Source organism: Bacillus sp. AFS031507, assembly GCF_002584635.1.
In the GTDB taxonomy this organism is placed as follows: domain Bacteria; phylum Bacillota; class Bacilli; order Bacillales; family Cytobacillaceae; genus Neobacillus.
In genome coordinates, this window is the sequence record NZ_NUOW01000033.1 from 25,584 (window position 1) to 41,947 (window position 16,364).

Below are 16,364 nucleotides of genomic sequence, written 5' to 3' on the forward strand. Positions count from 1 at the left end.
TTCAGGTACACATCTCAAAAGTGCGCTTCATTATCTGTTCTGTTTCAGGCTCCCACCACCCCTGAATCGCTGGTACATCATAGATAACTACTCTCTTTATCATTGATTTTATCCGAATTTATTATCCGTATTATACTGGATTAAAATGGATTTTTCCAGTGATTGTTGATTATTTTTTACATTCAGGTAATCCTACAACTAAAGGAGGGATTTTTTATGGCGAGAAGAAGAAATAAAATCCTTGTCCCCGAGGCGCGCAATGGCTTGGATGTGTTGAAAGCGAAGGTCGCGAATACTGAGAACCCTGAGGATGCGAAATTTGAAGCAGCAGAAGAAGTGGGTGTTCCATTGAAGAAGGGCTATAATGGTCAGCTCACGTCTGAACAGGCCGGTAAGGTTGGCGGCAGGCTGGGCGGCAGCATGGTCCGTGAGTTGGTCAAAATGGCACAAGAAAACTTAGCGAAGAAAAAGTAATACCTGGGGCCTAATTTGTTAGGTCTCCTTTTTTATTTATAGGCTGTGTTAAAGGGCATTGTTGATTTTAAAGCCTACGTTGATTGGAGCGGAAGGCGCGTAGCGCCGAGGAGGCGGTTAGCGCCGAGGAGGCGGTTAGTACCCGCGGAAAGCGAAGCGCATTGAGAGGAAATCAACAGCTAAGTTTAAAAGAGCAAAATTTTTAAAAAAAGTTTGACAATTTTGTGACAATTGATAGAATATTCTTACAAGGGAGTTGATGGTGATGCAGGAAAAACACTTAAAGAGTATTTTTACATTTAAGAAAACAGCTATCTTTGGAAGCAGTCTAGGGCTCATTCTTATTTTGTTAGGTCAATTTGTAAACGGTTACAATACTACTTATTTCTTAACTGCACTAGGATTTGGAATACTTGCCGGTTCCGTGGTTAATTACCTTTTTGGAACATTTTTAAGTTTAATGGAAGAACTCACAGGAAGCAGTAATAAGAATAGGCAAAAAATTGCCACTGCTTCAAAAAATATTTATCTTTTAAAATAAGAAATCGGTAGCGCCACTTAGTGACGCACCGATTAATTAAAAGACTTGTATAGAGGTACGCACAAGTCTTTTTTTATTTGGATAGACCTTTTACTAAAAATACTTTCATGATTTCCGCAATTTGTTCCGAGCTCAGCGGCTGATGATTTCTTTCCCAGTCTGAAACTAGGGCAATATACATTTTTAAAAGAAGAAAGCTGGTAATTTCGGTGTCGTTCGGTGGGATTGCCCCTTTCGTGATAGCCGTGTCAATTTTCTGCCTTAAATAGGCAATGATTTCATCCTCAACATGCTGCAGCATTTCCGAAACCGCTAGAGTCCCCATTTCCGCTTCCTCTTGCACCAGTTTAATCATCAGTTGGTGCTGAGCGCGAAACTCTAATAAACGATAAAGTGCCCGGTGCACGTTTTCTGTGAAGAGTAACTCTGGTTCGATGACGAATTCTGCCTCAGCAATCATTTCTTTGACCAAAGTGGAAATTATCTCTTCGAATAATTCTTCTTTGTTTTTAAAAAAGGTATAAATCGTCCCTTTGCCTACATTGGCCAGTTTTGCGACTTGATCCATCGTTGTTGCTTTATAGCCAAATAATGAAAAAGACTTTGTTGCCGCTTCTACAATCATCTTTCTTCTATCTGTTGCCATGTCCACACCCCTACTGACCATTTCAGTTTTTCAGTCATTTACTTAAATATACCATAAGATAGGTTTGGTTTCCAAATAGGTCAAAAGTAAAGCCGAGTTCCGGATTAGATAAGAACTCAGCTTTTGATTTAGGAACCTGTGGAGCGATAATGTTTTACACCAAACTGCCAGACAAGGAGACACGGGAGGATAAACAAGCTGCCAGCTACAGGAATCAGTATATATAGGAGGACGTTCCCACTGTTCTTTCCAAGAATATAAAGAAGCGGCAAGTAATTCACGGTCCCAAACGGGATTACAAAGGTAAAAAAACGGGCTACCCACTTTTGATAAATATTTAATGGGTATTGCGCCATTTCTCTCCCGCCATCGGTAAAAATGTTAACCACCTCAAGTCCTTCAATCGTCCAAAAACACAGGGTGGCCGCCAAGATGTAGATGCCTGTAAAAATAAGCACACCGCTAACAATCATCAGCATTAGTGTGACTGCTTTTACCATACTCCATTCTATTTTGAGATGGATTAGGGCCCAGACCAATACAATCGTACTTTGAAGGAGCCGGCCGACTCTCGTAAACTCGAATTTGGACCCGAGTACTTGAATAAACGTACTGCGAGGGCGAACGAGTAATCGATCAAATTCACCATTCCGAACCAAGCTGGAAAAAGCATCAAAACCGCGGGCAAAGCATTCACTCAGCGCAAACGCCATATGAATGATCCCGAAGCAAAGTGCTACCTCAAAGAATTGCCATCCTTTTATTTGCCCAAACCGTTCGAATAAGAAGTATAGACCTGCAAAGATCGAAAAAGGAATAAAAAATTGGCCCAGCGATAATAGCCAAAACGATGTCCGGTATTGCATTTGTGATTTAAAGAGAATCAATAAGTATTTAAAATATATTCTCATTTTTGGTTAACCTCCTTGGACGACAACTTTCTTCAATACTCTATTTAGTGCCGACCTCCCTAGCCAGACAAGACCCACAATATAAATCAATTGGATGATGATACCGATGATGGCGTCATGCGGTGGGATATGTTCTGAGTAAACCCTGAACGGGAAATCCGCCGTCCAGCGAAACGGCAGGACATTAGCTATTTTTTGAAGCCAGTCCGGCATAAGCGGTACAGGAATGATTAATCCAGCAAAAAATTCGCCGAGGACACCAAATATTAATAGCGATCCCATTGGGGACAAGGTCACAAATACGGATATATATAAGAACATCGAGATCGCTACTAAGAGAAGTAATCCTAGTAGTAATGAGCATGTGAATAATAGAAATGCAGGTAAACTTGGCGGCAGTGTCATCTTGTATGGTTTTGGCAAGAAGAATGAAACAATTAGAATCGGAAAGCAGCGCAAGAAGGCACTGGACAGCCGCTGCGCCAGAAGCTTGGCATACCAATAACCATAGAGCTCACATGGCCGGCATAGTTCGTAAGCAATATTACCACTTGTTATCAAATCAAATAGCTCGTTATCGCGAAACCAGACGGTAACGAACACAAGAAAGGCCTGTTGCAGCCAAATGTAGGTGATTAATTCCTTTAAGGAAATAGGAGGAGTTTTCGTTGCAAATTCGTAAAATGCTTCAAATACCATAATTGAGATAAAACCCCAGAAAAATTGAGTAGCTACTCCTGCCAATGCGGCAGTCCGGTACTGCATGCCAATGTTTAACCGCAGCTTCAAAACAGATAGATACACTCTCATATTCGGTACTCCTTATAAAGCTGGAGTATCGTTTCCTCAATCGGTTGGGATTCAATCGAAACATCAATCAACTCAAGCTTATCGGACAACTGAGTAATGATTTCCGATGTTTTAACCTGCTCCGTATTAATGCTGAGGATGACCCGTTCCGGCGACCATGAAAGCACGTTTGCATGTGGGATCTCGATGGGATTTACATTTTTGCGGAAATCAGCAGTGATTGTTTTCTGGGAACCAAATTGTTTTCTTAATTCCTCTAAACTGCCGTCGTACAATAAGCTCCCCTTTCCGATTAAAAGAACCCTGCCAGCCAACGCTTCGATATCATTCATATCGTGCGTGGTCAGGATGACGGTGACTCCCTTTTCCTTGTTGATCGTTTTGATGAATTGGCGGACAGCTATTTTAGAAGCAGCATCAAGGCCGATGGTTGGTTCGTCTAAAAATAAGATGTTCGGATTATGTAGGAGAGAAGCTGCTATTTCACAGCGCATCCGCTGCCCTAAGCTTAATTGTCGGACGGGTGAATTGATTATGTTTTTCAGTTCTAGCGTTTCGATGAGTAGATTAATCGTAGTTTGATATTCTTTCTGGGGAACCTTGTAGATGTCTTTTAAGAGTTCGAAGGAATCCATTACCGGAACATCCCACCATAGCTGTGAGCGCTGACCGAAAACAACTCCAATATTTTGGACATAATGCACCCGGTCTTTCCATGGTGTATAACCCATGATCGTGCAATTCCCGGTGTCAGGCACCAAGATCCCGCTCATAATTTTTATTGTGGTGGACTTCCCCGCTCCATTCGGACCTATGTAACCGACAATTTCTCCTGGTTTAATAGAAAAAGAAAGATCCTTTAGAGCGTCAACAACCGTATGTTTTCGATAAAAAAGAGACTTCACAGCCTGACGAACGCCTGTCTGGCTCTGGGCTACCTTGAAAGATTTGCTTATCCCTTGTAGATGAATCAACCGTTATCCCCTCCTGATCTATCCTGAGTCACAGAGGAAAATAATAACATTTTATATTTATTGTTGTCAATAATTTTCTGAATAATAAAATAACTAATGTTTGAACTTTTAACAAAATATACACTCATCTTCTTTCTCGCATCTAACATGGGCTCTTCATAGAATCATGAACAATCTCATACTAAAAAGCATGAAATTTCCCACTACCGTACATAGGTTATTTTCCCTTATGATAACAATACAATAAAAATATTATTTATATGTCTTCCGAAAGGGATTGAAGCAAATTGAAAACAATCATAATTATGGCAATTGTCCTCGTTATTATTGGTCTTGTTCTTTTTTTCAAAGTGAAAGGAAGAAAAGGACCAATCAAAAGAGGCGGTTTCGGTATTATCTCTCCTGTTTTATTTGTATTGGTCATGTTTTCGTTTAGTATCAGTCAGTTGCTGCACATTCCAGGTGAGCCCTTTCATCTGCCCGTCTTTTGGGAAATGCTGATTGCTGGTCTACTCGGCACATTGTTTGGAGCGATTATGCTAACTCAAACATCATATGAGGTCCGCGAAGATGGATTGATTTATTCAAAGCCAAATAAAACGTTTAAATATGTAATCATCGCAATCATTGTCATTCGCATAACTTTAAGTCAGTATTTCAAAAGTATGGATTACATCGAATTTACACTTCTGACAATGATATCGGCATTTCTGTATATCTGCGTTTGGCGAATTGGAAGCTATGTTAAATTTCGCAAATTACATGTAGGCAATCGACCAGCGGAATCTAGATGATTATAATACCAAAGTAAAAAGACACCGTTCATAACAAATGAACGGTGTCTAAAGATTCCTGTTATTTATGAACAACTACATAAGCAAAATAAAAATGGTCGAAGGCGTGTAGTCCATCTTCTCTTCCCATAAAATACATATCCTCGATATTAGCAGGTGAAAGATTTTCATAGAGTAACATATTACAATCCTGCAGCTCCCTATCGAGTTCAAACGGATCAAAGCCTGAAATCATTGGTTCACCTGTATGTGCAGTAATTTGTCGCATTTGGGTTAGCTTCTTAGAGGCAATACTGTCATCAAAAGCAGTATCATCGAGGTAGTCAAAGATAATAGAGCTTCCGTTTACAGACATTTTCGTAACAGAAGATAGAAGTTGATAGAAATCCTTTTTATCTAGGTACATAACAACGCCCAACAGGCTAAAATAAGTATATTTTTGTTCATCATAGCCGCTTTTCTTCAATGGATCATGAAGGGAGTCATTTTTTAAATCTACCGGAACAAACCTTACATTTTCAGGGATTTCAATGCCTATTTCCTCAGGCGATAGCGTTTGCCCAATTGGCGGCGATTAGCTATTTTTCTTCATCCATTAAGGGGAAAAAGACCCGATCCCAAAACACCGGACCGAGTCTTTAGCTTTAGTTTATTATTTAACACTTTTATTTACTCAACAGTCACCGATTTCGCAAGGTTACGTGGCTTGTCAACGTCACAGTCGCGGTGCAGGGCAGCGTAGTATGAAAGTAACTGCATTGGTATAACAGAGATCAGAGGTGTTAATAATTCATTTACTTCTGGAATCACAAAGCTATCTTCGTCACGATCTAACCCCTTCATCGAAATGATGCATGGGTTAGCTCCGCGAGCAACTACTTCCTTCACATTTCCGCGCAGGTTCATGTTTACACTTTCTTGAGTAGCTAGAGCAACAACCGGTGTACCCTCTTCAATTAAAGCAATCGTACCGTGCTTTAATTCGCCGCCTGCAAATCCTTCTGCTTGAATATAGGAAATTTCTTTAAGTTTCAAGGCACCTTCTAAACCAACATAGAAGTCAATCCCACGGCCAATGAAGAAGCAATTGCGAGTTATGGATAAAAACTCTCTTGAGATATGCTCAATAAGCTCTTTCGAATCACAGAGAACTTCCATTGCGTTCGCAACAATACCAAGCTCTTTTACAAGATCAAAGTCAATTTCTAAGCTGCGGCTTTTGGCAGCAACTTCAGCTAAAATAACTAATACCGCTAACTGTGCTGTATATGCCTTCGTTGAAGCAACAGCAATTTCAGGACCTGCATGTAATAAAAGCGTATAGTCCGCTTCACGAGAAAGCGTTGAGCCTGGAACATTTGTAATCGTTAGTGTAGGGTAACCCATCTCTTTTACATTAACAAGAACGGCACGGCTGTCAGCTGTTTCTCCACTTTGTGAAATGAAGATAAATAACGGCTTTTCAGAAAGAAGCGGCATGTTATAACCGAATTCACTGGAGATATGAACCTCGACGGGGATCTTTGCCATTTTCTCAATGAACTGCTTCCCGACAAGTCCTGCATGATAGGAAGTACCAGCTGCAATAATATACAGACGATCCGCTCCGTTTAAAGCATCGATGATTTCACGATCAATGGTTAATTCACCTTGCTCATTTTGATATGTTTGGATAATACGGCGCATCACAAGCGGCTGTTCATCAATTTCCTTCAGCATGTAATGAGGATATGTTCCTTTTTCAATATCACTAGCATCAAGTTCAGCTGTATATGGTTCACGGCTGATAATTTCACCGTTCAGATTTTGTATAGTTACTTTATCCTTTGTTACGATAACAATTTCTTTGTCCATTAATTCCACGTACTGGTCAGTTACTTGCAGCATCGCCATTGCATCACTTGCCACAACATTGAAGCCTTTACCTAAACCAACAAGAAGCGGGCTTTTATTTTTGGCCACATAAATGGTTTCATTATCTTCTGCATCTAAAAGCGCTAGTGCATATGAACCATGTAAAAGAGTCAACGTTTTACGGAAAGCCTCTAATACTTCCAAACCTTCGTTAACAAATAACTCAATCATTTGAACAATAACTTCTGTATCCGTTTCACTTTCAAACGTTACGTCAGATAAATATTCCTGTTTTAAAAGATCGTAGTTCTCAATGACCCCGTTATGAACGAGCGTAAAACGGTCAGATGTACTCTGGTGCGGATGGGAATTCCCTTTACTTGGCACCCCATGTGTTGCCCAGCGTGTATGTCCAATCCCGATATGTGCATGTACATCCTCATCAACAATACTGCGTAAATCAGCAATACGACCTTTTTCTTTAAAAACATGAATTCCGTTCTCATTCTTTACAGCGATTCCAGCTGAATCATAGCCTCTATATTCGAGTTTTTCTAAACCTTTTAGTAAAATCTCTTTCGAGTCTCTATTCCCAATATATCCAACAATTCCACACATTCTTCTGTTTCCTCCCTATCCAGGGGGCAATAATGCTTGGAGGCAATACTTGCCCCCTGATCAATGTTATGGTCAGGTATCTGTCTATACCCTTTTGAAACATTACTTCTAGTATGCGCATTTTCTTCTCTTTGTGCACAGAGTTGCCCCTGTGTTTTAAAGAAGAAATTTTCGGTTGTGCGTCTCAACCGGGAGGTATCCGCCGAACATTCGATACTCCTCCTCCTCGTCAACTAACCTCACCACTTTATGTTAGTCCAGGCGCTTTTAAAAGGACAATTCTCTTGCTACCCACCTTTCATTAAAAATATGCATTCAATCTGCTTTAAAAAACAAAGCAAATTAATACTACTATGATTGAGCGTCACCGTCAACCATAATCAGGGATTTTCATCTTTCTCATTACTTATAGCTCATTCATAATAAAATATGCATAAGGGATTTGAATCGTTCCCCTATGCATATATTTTTCTGCTTTATTCTTTTAATTCCATTTCTTCTTTTACTACTGCGACAATCCTGTTTACATAGGATTCACAAAGTTCTTCTGTCGGTGCCTCTGCCATGACGCGAACAAGCGGTTCCGTTCCTGATGGTCGGACAAGAATTCTTCCGTTTCCTGCCATTTCAGTTTCAACTTGCTCAATAACCTCTTTTACCTTTGCATTATCGGTTACATGATGTTTATCGGTTACTCTCACATTGACAAGCTTTTGTGGGAATTTTTTCATTTCACCAGCCAACTCAGAAAGAGGCTTCCCAGTTGCCTTCATAATATTGACTAATTGCAGGCCTGATAATAAACCGTCACCTGTGGTGTTATAGTCTAAGAAAATAATATGGCCTGATTGTTCGCCGCCCAGATTAAACCCATTTTTCTTCATTTCTTCGACAACATAACGGTCACCTACCGCTGTCGGTACACTATGGATCCCATGTGCCTCAAGTGCTTTATAGAAGCCTAAATTACTCATAACGGTTGATACAATCGTCCCATGCTTTAAGCGGCCTTGTTCTTTCAAATATTTGCCGCAAATGTACATGATTTGGTCCCCATCAACAATTGCTCCATTTTCATCAATCGCAATCAAACGGTCGCCATCACCGTCAAAGGAAAGACCTACATCAGCACCCTTTTCTTTGACTAAGGCTACTAGTGCTTCAGGATGTGTTGAGCCCACTCCTGCATTGATATTTAAGCCATTGGGAGAGGCGCCCATTGTTGATAGGTCCGCATCTAAATCGGCAAATAAGTGTGCCGCTAGAGACGACGTTGCCCCGTGTGCACAATCTAAGGCAATATGGATTCCTGTAAAATCTTCATCCACACTATTTTTCAAATATTGGAGATACTTTTGACCGCCCTCGAAATAATCCATGACTTGACCAAGTTCCGAACCCACTGGACGAGGCAGTTGATCTTCTGGTAAATCGATGAGCGTCTCAATTTCTAATTCCTGCTCATCGGAAAGCTTAAAGCCATCGGGACCAAAAAATTTAATGCCGTTATCAGCCACTGGATTATGAGAAGCAGAAATCATGACTCCTGCTTGGGCACCTAAAGCTTTGGTTAAATATGAAACACCTGGAGTAGATATAACTCCTAAACGCATAACTTCGGCTCCAATGGATAATAACCCTGCCACAAGGGCTCCTTCTAACATATGGCCAGATATACGCGTATCCCGTCCGATGAGTACTTTGGGACGGTCTTTATCCTTTGTTAAAACATATCCGCCATAGCGGCCTAATTTAAAGGCCAACTCAGGTGTTAATTCGCTATTTGCTACTCCACGTACCCCGTCGGTCCCGAAATATTTTCCCATTTTAAAAATCTCTCCTTCAACATGTGTATTGCTAGATATTAGGCATTATTTTTTTCGATCGTAATTTTCGCTGATGATTTAGTAGGTTTCCACTTTACAGCCGAAGGTCCTTCCACGTGAATGTCGACTATATGATCTCCTTCTACAAGGCCAGACAAATCAATAAAGACTTTGAAATCCTCAGGCCTAACGCTGCTAACTGCCGAAGAGGGACCATTAATAAGTATATTAATCATTTGATTTCCTGGATCGTTAATCGTGGCCTTATATTCTTCGGATAATCCTTGAATGTTTAACGGTACATCCGAAACAGTTTTTTCTTCTTGTTTTTTGACCACAACGGTTGCTTTTACCGTTTGCGGGGTAACCTTTGTAATTCCATTAGAGATGATAACAGGCAATGTAAGGGTGGTGTTATCGGTAATTTTACTGAGATCGACCTCAACACGGACACTATCCGTATTTTTAAGAACATCTTCATCCCCTGTGATTGTTGCCACTTTTTCATCGATATCAATCGATTCAACCGTCACACCTTCTGGGGCTGTACCATTTTTAACAATTTTTATCGGTACAGTCTTACTGTTGCTTTTTATTGGTATCGTGATTTCTACCGTTTCCGGATCCACCACTACATTTAACTTATTTAGATCTTTGTCAAGAACCTGGACATGAGCCTCGTCTGATATGGTTTCTTTCAGTTGACCTTTTTCCTCAAGGGCAGCCTTTACATAAGTAATCCGGTCGATGATACTTTTTGCACCGGTAATCTTCACTTTATTTGGCTCGACAGCGGGTTGTCCTGCAGAATAACCCGCTTCTATTTGGCTCGCATTAAATTCTGCCTCAACTTTAAATTCCTTTGTGATTTTTTCCTGAACATATACATTTACACTATCTGGTTTCACAGTCGCACTCAATTTATCCGACAGGTCTCTTACTTTTAATTTTACTTTCTGTTTCCCAATTTTAGCTTTTGATAAATCTACGTAAACCTCAAAGTTCTTCAACGCTTTGGCAGACTGAATGTGCGTTATTGGTCCTTTTAAAGTGATATCAACCGTGGCTGGAATTCCTGACACCACTAGATTTTCCGTATCATAATAAACCTTTACAGGAATATTGGTAATGGTTTCTATTGATTGCTCTCCTGGCACATTCACATCCGTTATTTTTTTACCTGTATGTGGTACAGAAGAATATAAAAGTACCGCTAACAACAAGGCAAGAATTTTAATAAACCAAGGATTATCCATCAATTTATCCATTATTTTTCCCCCTCCAGTTCCAACGAGCTGAAGAAGCTTGTTTTGTTTTCAAATGAATTAACAATTCACTCGTAAGTAATTCTTTCAGTTGCTCTGTATTAATCGCTCGGTGAAGCTCCCCGTTCATTGTAAGGGAAATATGACCTGTCTCTTCAGAAACAATGACAGTGACACTATCAGTCACTTCACTTATTCCTAATGCAGCCCGATGTCTGGTTCCTAGCTCCTTAGAAATAAACGGGCTTTCGGATAACGGCAGATAGCATGCGGCTGCTGCGACATTATTTTTTTGGATGATTACCGCACCATCATGGAGCGGTGTATTTGGGATAAAAATATTAATCAGCAATTCAGAAGAAATATTGGAATTCAACTGGATTCCCGTTTCTATGTAATCGCCCATTCCCGTTTCTCGTTCGATCGAGATTAACGCCCCAATACGGCGCTTTGCCATATAATCAGTTGCCTTAACAATCGCCTCAACCGTTTTTTCCGGATCTTCATCATCCAGATTACTGCTTCTTGAAAAGAACTTCCCCCTGCCTAATTGCTCAAGGGCTCTTCTAAGTTCTGGCTGAAATATGATAATAATCGCAAGAAACCCGTATGTTATCGCCTGTTCCATCATCCAGCTTAATGTTTGGAAGCCTAGAAACTCACTGACAACTCTGACTAGAAGAATAACGAGAATGCCTTTTAGTAATTGAACAGCCTTCGTTCCTCTAATCACATTGATCAGCTTGTAAATGACATACCATACGAGGACAATATCAACAATACTAGCTAAATACTTCCATAGTTCGAAATCAGCAAACGGCATTGTTCTTCCTCCGTAATTTTCTTTAACACAAATAAATTACAACCTATTTATTATACCATAAATACATCTTGTACCTATTATATGTATCTGGGTAAAAAAACAAATCACCCGGTCAGAGTGATTTGTTTTTTTATTTGGTTTCCGGTTGGTCTTCAAATATTTGAACCACATCTTGTGCGGTTCTTTTAATATGATACCAAATCCAATCGAACACTTCATTTACCTCTTCAATCTGCCCTGTTACATGTCCTGCAGAGGCCAAATATTTTTCACCATTGATAACTGTCACATCACCTTGGACTTCACCTTCAATTTCTAATGTCCCATTTCGAACAATGACATCGCCCTTGACCGTCTCACCTTTAGGTACAATAACCGTATTATTTTTAACTACTAAGTTTTTTTGCTTCGAGACAGAAAACTCTCGATCTTGATTCCAAGTAGAAAATACACTTCCCATCATTAATATGAGAAATAAAGAGGCAGCTGCAAGCATAGGATGGTTTTTCAACCAACGCTGCATCCAAATCTTTCGTTTCTCTTTTGGTAAACGAGACAACACATTCGCTGTAAAGTCATCAGGTACCTGCATATGTGACACACTCTTTACAAAAGCGATCGTCTTATTTAGCTCATTAAATATAGCTTCGCATTCTTTACAGTTTTGGAGGTGTTCTCTTAATATTCGTTCTTGATCAGGTGTAATTTCTTCATCTAAGTATTCATGCATTAGTTCGATGATTTGTTCTGGACACATTATCAGTTTCACCTCTTATCACACATATCGTAATTGTTGTCTTAACGCTTCCCGGCCACGGTGAATCCTTGTTTTAACCGTTCCAAGTGGTAAATCAAGAATTTCGCTAATTTCATTTAAGGACAACTCTTCAATATATTTTAATACGATGGCTGTCCGATATTTATCGGGCAGTTTTAATATCTCTTTCTGGACCGTATCCTGCAGCTCTAAGCTTTCTACTTCTGACTCTGGCAGCGGTGTGTTCGAAGGGATCTGCGAATACATTGTTAATCCTTCTGTCCCTGCAACCTCTGCATCTAAATAATGATCCGGTTTCTTTTTTCGCATTCGGTCAATACACAGATTGGTTGCAATCCGAAAAAGCCAGGTTGAAAATTTCAAGTCTTGATTAAAGGTTTTGATATTCACATAAGCACGGATAAAAGCTTCCTGTGCCATATCCTCAGCTTCATGACGATTTCCAAGCATCCGGAAACATAGTTGATAAATACTGTTTTTATATATTTCAACGATTTCACCAAAGGCATCTTGATCCCCTTTGATTACTTGTTTTATTCTCTTTTTTACAATTGCGTCCATTACGTTACCTCAGCTCCATTGCTGCTATCCGATAATACGAATCGTTAGCAAAAAAGTTTCGTTTTACACGAAAAAACTTCTCAATACCTTTAATATTAACAAAAATTTACTAAAAGGGCTTACTAATTAGTTTAAAGATTTTATGAAGGGAGATAAATTGACACGGTTTTTAATTTTTTGACAAGAAGAAAATAGAAAAAAGCTGCATCACGCTAGAAGAACAGGTTGGCCCGTTTTCTTACGAAATGCAGCTTTACTTATTTATTATAATAATTTTTCTCCGAATAATGAGCCCATCAGTTCAACTGCCACTTTAGCAGTTTTATTTTTTTCATCTAAAATGGGATTTACTTCTACAAATTCTGCTGAGGTAATGATTTTTGCTTCTTCTAACATCTCCATAGCAAGATGACTTTCTCGGTAGCTGATTCCACCCATAACTGGTGTTCCAACGCCTGGAGCATCATTTGGGTCTAGGCCATCTAAATCAAGTGAAAGGTGGACACCATCCGTCTTCTCTTTCAGGTAAGCGATGGCTTCTTCCATTACTTTGGCCATCCCCATCCGGTCAATTTCATGCATTGTATAAACTCTGATTCCTATTTCCTTTATTAAATCTTTTTCACCATCATCCAGCGCTCTTGCACCAATAATGACTACATTTTCAGGTTTTACTTTAGGACCATATCCTCCAATCTCGGTTAACATGCTGTGCCCTAACCCGATACTTACGGCTAGTGGCATTCCATGGATATTACCAGATGGGCTTGTCTCAGCCGTATTTAGATCCCCATGTGCGTCATACCAAATGACACCAAGATTTTTATAATGTTTAGAGACACCTGCTAAAGTACCAATAGCAATACTATGATCCCCGCCAAGCACTAGCGGAAACGCACCTGACTCGACAGCAGCATCTACTTTTTCTGCCAACAAAGCACTTTTCTCAGCAACTAAATCAAGATTCCGCAAATTGGATTCTTTATCCACTACAACTTCAGGTCTGCCAATTGGAATATCACCTAGATCATGTATTTCATCAAATAGCGGCTTAAGTCGTTCAACCATCCCGGCATAACGGATGGCACTTGGCCCCATATCTACCCCTCGTCGCATTTGACCTAAATCCATCGGCATTCCAATAATTGAAAGCTTACTCATATTAATTCCTCCTACCTCTTTATGTATCTATTTTAACCGCTTTCATACCGATGACTCAACTCGACAAAATTATGTATATATATACGAAAAAACCTTAAACCAATAATTGATTTAAGGCAGGGATGTAAATTTAAGAAAAAACTAACGCTGATCCCTTTTGGACTAATGAATTTCAATATTCTCTGATTTGATTGGCGACACTTTGATGCTTGTCCCATGAATTTTTATCGCCAATAGCCCTTATTGACGTCACTTTGATCCTTTTTTTATAAACTTTTGTTGTCAATAGCCCCTATTGACGATACTTTGTTTCTTTTTCATAGGCTGTGTTAAAGGTAAATGGTGATAATTGAAACCTCCCTGATTCCCTTATATAATTAATATAGGAACAAGTATTCGGGGAGGTTATAAGGATGGACAAGGCGTTTAGCAATTATTAAATCACATTGATAAATTAACCCTTACAAAAAAAGAACAAGTCTATCAATGGGTAAAACGTTATGTTGATCCTTCTTCCTCTGTCGGTGGACGTTTAATCAATGAAATGAGGGAGACACGCTTTAAAGATGGGTTTGAGTGCCTTCACTGTAATTCTGTGCACGTTGTTCGATTCGGGAAATACAATGGTCGTCAACGTTATCGTTGTAAATCTTGCAGGAAGACTTTTACAGACACAACAAATACCTTGGAGACACAAGCTCTTGAACGCTCTTAAACAAATCGATTTTGAACAATTTGCGGGTATTGTCGAGGTCGATGAGACCTATTTCTTATACTCTCAAAAAGGTCAACGTGACATTACTGGTAGAAAACCCCGTAAACGTGGCGGCAGCTCCAAACACAGAAGAATCAGCCACGAGCAGGTTTGTGTTCTTGTTGCTAGAGATCGTACAAAAGCGACTATTTCAAAAGTAGCTTGTATGGGGCGTATTGTTAAGACGAAAGTTGAAAAAATGATTGGTTCAAAGTTGACACCCGAAAATGTACTTGTAACAGATGCTTGGAGAGCCTATAAAACGTATGCAAAAGAAAAAGGCATTGAGCATTACAGAATTAAATCAAACGATGGTAAACACGTTATTAAGGGCTTATATCATATTCAAAACGTTAATGGTCTCCATTCCCGATTGAAACAATTCATAAACCGATTTAAAGGTGTCGCAACGAAGTACCTTGATAACTACCTAGCCTGGTTTTTGTTTGTCGATAGCCGCAGTAACGAAAACACAAAGCACAATATTAAAGATTTTCTATTATCATCATTTGTCTTTGAAATGACAGATACTTACGATAGTTTACGCTTATCAAAATTCGCTGTATAGTGCTTATTTAACAATCGTGACAGGAATTTGCAATAAGTTTGTTGAATAATTCTGCGATGAGCACTTAATCTCAAGGAGGTATGAGATATGAAGATCAATAGAATAGATCATGTGAGTATAAACGTAAATGATCTTTCAGAGGCTAAAGCGTTTTTTCTTGATTTAGGACTTGAAGTGCAAGCGGAATGGGAATTGGATGGAGAACAGTTGGACCGAATAGTTGGGCTTAATGATGTTAAAACGGCATGTGTAGGATTAGGGATGCCAGATGGTCAGGCATGGATAGAGCTAGTCAAATTTTATACGCCGTCAGATGAAAAAGATATTCAGCAACCTTTTGCAAATACGCTGGGTATCCGACATATTTGCTTTGCTGTTGAAGATATTGAAGCTATTGTTGCAAAATTGAAAAAGAAGGGCACGGAAATCTTTAGTGAAATACAGCAATATGAAGAAAGTTATAAGTTATGCTACGTTCGTGGTCCAGAGGGAATTATTTTAGAGTTGGCGGAGAAAATCAAATAAACAGACGATATGCTGACATATATATAGAAACACTTTCGCTTAACTAAACACACTGATATATCAGACTGGACGGCTGTCTTTTTTATGGGCAGTCGTTCTTTGCCCTTGTTGGACAAACGGGGGCAATAGCTAAAAAAAAAATGGGGAACCTTGACAAATGAAGGTTCCCCTAATTTATTATATAAAAAATCAACATTTAAATTTAACAGAGCCTTTTCATAAAAAAAGAACCTTGGAGATTTCTCCAAAGTTCCTGACTGTTACTATATGAGCCATGAAGGACTCGAACCTTCGACCCTCTGATTAAAAGTCAGATGCTCTACCAACTGAGCTAATGGCTCTCTGGCTGGGCTAGCTGGATTTGAACCAACGCATGTCGCAGTCAAAGTGCGATGCCTTACCGCTTGGCTATAGCCCAATAGAGATGTAATATTATTTAGTATGTCCAACTTTTTTAAAAATATAAATGGTGGAGGGGGAC

General features: G+C 39.5%; 16 protein-coding genes, 2 tRNA genes, 1 pseudogene and 1 other annotated feature (1 of these 20 only partly in view). Of the genes and pseudogenes, 5 read left to right on the forward strand and 14 right to left on the reverse strand.

Annotated elements, in window-relative coordinates; genetic code table 11:
* Positions 1–112, reverse strand: a binding site (T-box leader) (it extends 100 nt beyond the left edge of the window).
* 104 nt (positions 113–216) lie between these two features.
* Positions 217–474 (forward strand): alpha/beta-type small acid-soluble spore protein, encoded by a 258-nt coding sequence (locus COE25_RS24845; protein WP_088085042.1) that lies wholly within the window; start codon positions 217–219, stop codon positions 472–474.
* 265 nt (positions 475–739) lie between these two features.
* Positions 740–1,015: a hypothetical protein gene (locus COE25_RS24850; RefSeq protein WP_098934535.1), complete on the forward strand. Its 276-nt coding sequence runs from the start codon at positions 740–742 to the stop codon at positions 1,013–1,015.
* A gap of 73 nt (positions 1,016–1,088) precedes the next feature.
* Here COE25_RS24850 and COE25_RS24855 read toward each other — a convergent pair whose 3' ends face one another.
* The 4 genes from COE25_RS24855 to COE25_RS24870 form a co-directional block, all read right to left on the reverse strand.
* Positions 1,089–1,661, reverse strand: a complete 573-nt coding sequence (locus tag COE25_RS24855) for a TetR/AcrR family transcriptional regulator (protein WP_098934536.1) — start codon at positions 1,659–1,661, stop codon at positions 1,089–1,091.
* A 128-nt stretch (positions 1,662–1,789) separates the two neighbouring features.
* Positions 1,790–2,572 (reverse strand): ABC transporter permease, encoded by a 783-nt coding sequence (locus COE25_RS24860; protein ID WP_098934537.1) that lies wholly within the window; start codon positions 2,570–2,572, stop codon positions 1,790–1,792.
* Between the two features lie 6 nt (positions 2,573–2,578).
* The gene (locus COE25_RS24865) at positions 2,579–3,382 is read right to left on the reverse strand and encodes an ABC transporter permease (protein WP_088085038.1); all 804 of its coding nucleotides are present in this window, start codon (positions 3,380–3,382) and stop codon (positions 2,579–2,581) included.
* Complete coding sequence (locus COE25_RS24870; RefSeq protein ID WP_098934538.1) at positions 3,379–4,356, reverse strand: ABC transporter ATP-binding protein; 978 nt, start codon at positions 4,354–4,356, stop codon at positions 3,379–3,381. Before COE25_RS24870 ends, COE25_RS24865 begins: the two co-directional genes overlap by 4 nt.
* A gap of 287 nt (positions 4,357–4,643) precedes the next feature.
* Here COE25_RS24870 and COE25_RS24875 point away from each other — a divergent pair, with 287 nt between their 5' ends.
* Entirely contained in the window at positions 4,644–5,150 is a 507-nt protein-coding gene (locus COE25_RS24875) for a cytochrome c biogenesis protein CcdC (RefSeq protein WP_257208951.1), read from the forward strand.
* A gap of 61 nt (positions 5,151–5,211) precedes the next feature.
* Here the strand turns inward: COE25_RS24875 and COE25_RS24880 are convergent, their stop codons facing one another.
* From COE25_RS24880 to rocF, 8 genes are all read right to left on the reverse strand, one after another.
* Positions 5,212–5,715 carry a class I SAM-dependent methyltransferase gene (locus tag COE25_RS24880; RefSeq protein ID WP_098934539.1) on the reverse strand — a complete coding sequence of 168 codons (504 nt, stop codon included), beginning with the start codon at positions 5,713–5,715 and terminating at the stop codon, positions 5,212–5,214.
* Positions 5,716–5,819: 104 nt separating this feature from the next.
* Positions 5,820–7,622: a glutamine--fructose-6-phosphate transaminase (isomerizing) gene (glmS, locus tag COE25_RS24885; RefSeq protein WP_098934540.1), complete on the reverse strand. Its 1,803-nt coding sequence runs from the start codon at positions 7,620–7,622 to the stop codon at positions 5,820–5,822.
* 476 nt (positions 7,623–8,098) lie between these two features.
* The gene (gene glmM, locus COE25_RS24890; protein WP_098934541.1) at positions 8,099–9,448 is read right to left on the reverse strand and encodes a phosphoglucosamine mutase; all 1,350 of its coding nucleotides are present in this window, start codon (positions 9,446–9,448) and stop codon (positions 8,099–8,101) included.
* 38 nt (positions 9,449–9,486) lie between these two features.
* Positions 9,487–10,716 carry a CdaR family protein gene (locus COE25_RS24895; RefSeq protein ID WP_098934542.1) on the reverse strand — a complete coding sequence of 410 codons (1,230 nt, stop codon included), beginning with the start codon at positions 10,714–10,716 and terminating at the stop codon, positions 9,487–9,489.
* A complete protein-coding gene (cdaA, locus tag COE25_RS24900) occupies positions 10,709–11,536 on the reverse strand; it encodes a diadenylate cyclase CdaA (protein WP_098934543.1) in 828 nt (275 codons plus the stop codon). The genes COE25_RS24895 and cdaA overlap by 8 nt, the downstream gene beginning before the upstream one ends.
* 130 nt (positions 11,537–11,666) lie before the next feature.
* Positions 11,667–12,293 carry a zf-HC2 domain-containing protein gene (locus tag COE25_RS24905; RefSeq protein ID WP_373605374.1) on the reverse strand — a complete coding sequence of 209 codons (627 nt, stop codon included), beginning with the start codon at positions 12,291–12,293 and terminating at the stop codon, positions 11,667–11,669.
* A gap of 18 nt (positions 12,294–12,311) precedes the next feature.
* Entirely contained in the window at positions 12,312–12,875 is a 564-nt protein-coding gene (gene sigW / locus COE25_RS24910) for an RNA polymerase sigma factor SigW (protein ID WP_088085027.1), read from the reverse strand.
* Positions 12,876–13,139: 264 nt separating this feature from the next.
* Positions 13,140–14,036, reverse strand: a complete 897-nt coding sequence (gene rocF / locus COE25_RS24915; protein WP_098934544.1) for an arginase — start codon at positions 14,034–14,036, stop codon at positions 13,140–13,142.
* A gap of 413 nt (positions 14,037–14,449) precedes the next feature.
* Between rocF and COE25_RS24920 the strand changes: the two are divergent.
* Positions 14,450–15,358, forward strand: a pseudogene (locus tag COE25_RS24920) (IS1595 family transposase).
* A gap of 87 nt (positions 15,359–15,445) precedes the next feature.
* Positions 15,446–15,883, forward strand: a complete 438-nt coding sequence (locus tag COE25_RS24925; protein ID WP_088085025.1) for a VOC family protein — start codon at positions 15,446–15,448, stop codon at positions 15,881–15,883.
* Positions 15,884–16,151: 268 nt separating this feature from the next.
* On the opposite strand, the gene COE25_RS24930 is transcribed toward COE25_RS24925, so the two are convergent.
* Together COE25_RS24930 and COE25_RS24935 are read right to left on the reverse strand one after the other, a co-directional pair.
* Positions 16,152–16,224: transfer RNA gene (locus tag COE25_RS24930), tRNA-Lys, on the reverse strand.
* 2 nt (positions 16,225–16,226) lie between these two features.
* A tRNA-Gln gene (locus COE25_RS24935) sits at positions 16,227–16,301 on the reverse strand.
* Positions 16,302–16,364 lie beyond the last annotated feature (63 nt).

Coding starts and splice junctions, on each gene's coding strand:
- glmS (WP_098934540.1), bottom strand. CDS start 7,622: ATGTGTGGAATTGTTGGATATATTGGGAATAGAGACTCGAAAGAGATT.
- cdaA (WP_098934543.1), bottom strand. CDS start 11,536: ATGCCGTTTGCTGATTTCGAACTATGGAAGTATTTAGCTAGTATTGTT.
- COE25_RS24850 (WP_098934535.1), top strand. CDS start 740: ATGCAGGAAAAACACTTAAAGAGTATTTTTACATTTAAGAAAACAGCT.
- COE25_RS24865 (WP_088085038.1), bottom strand. CDS start 3,382: ATGAGAGTGTATCTATCTGTTTTGAAGCTGCGGTTAAACATTGGCATG.
- COE25_RS24860 (WP_098934537.1), bottom strand. CDS start 2,572: ATGAGAATATATTTTAAATACTTATTGATTCTCTTTAAATCACAAATG.
- sigW (WP_088085027.1), bottom strand. CDS start 12,875: ATGGACGCAATTGTAAAAAAGAGAATAAAACAAGTAATCAAAGGGGAT.
- COE25_RS24925 (WP_088085025.1), top strand. CDS start 15,446: ATGAAGATCAATAGAATAGATCATGTGAGTATAAACGTAAATGATCTT.
- COE25_RS24845 (WP_088085042.1), top strand. CDS start 217: ATGGCGAGAAGAAGAAATAAAATCCTTGTCCCCGAGGCGCGCAATGGC.
- COE25_RS24895 (WP_098934542.1), bottom strand. CDS start 10,716: ATGGATAAATTGATGGATAATCCTTGGTTTATTAAAATTCTTGCCTTG.
- glmM (WP_098934541.1), bottom strand. CDS start 9,448: ATGGGAAAATATTTCGGGACCGACGGGGTACGTGGAGTAGCAAATAGC.
- rocF (WP_098934544.1), bottom strand. CDS start 14,036: ATGAGTAAGCTTTCAATTATTGGAATGCCGATGGATTTAGGTCAAATG.
- COE25_RS24905 (WP_373605374.1), bottom strand. CDS start 12,293: ATGTGTCCAGAACAAATCATCGAACTAATGCATGAATACTTAGATGAA.
- COE25_RS24855 (WP_098934536.1), bottom strand. CDS start 1,661: ATGGCAACAGATAGAAGAAAGATGATTGTAGAAGCGGCAACAAAGTCT.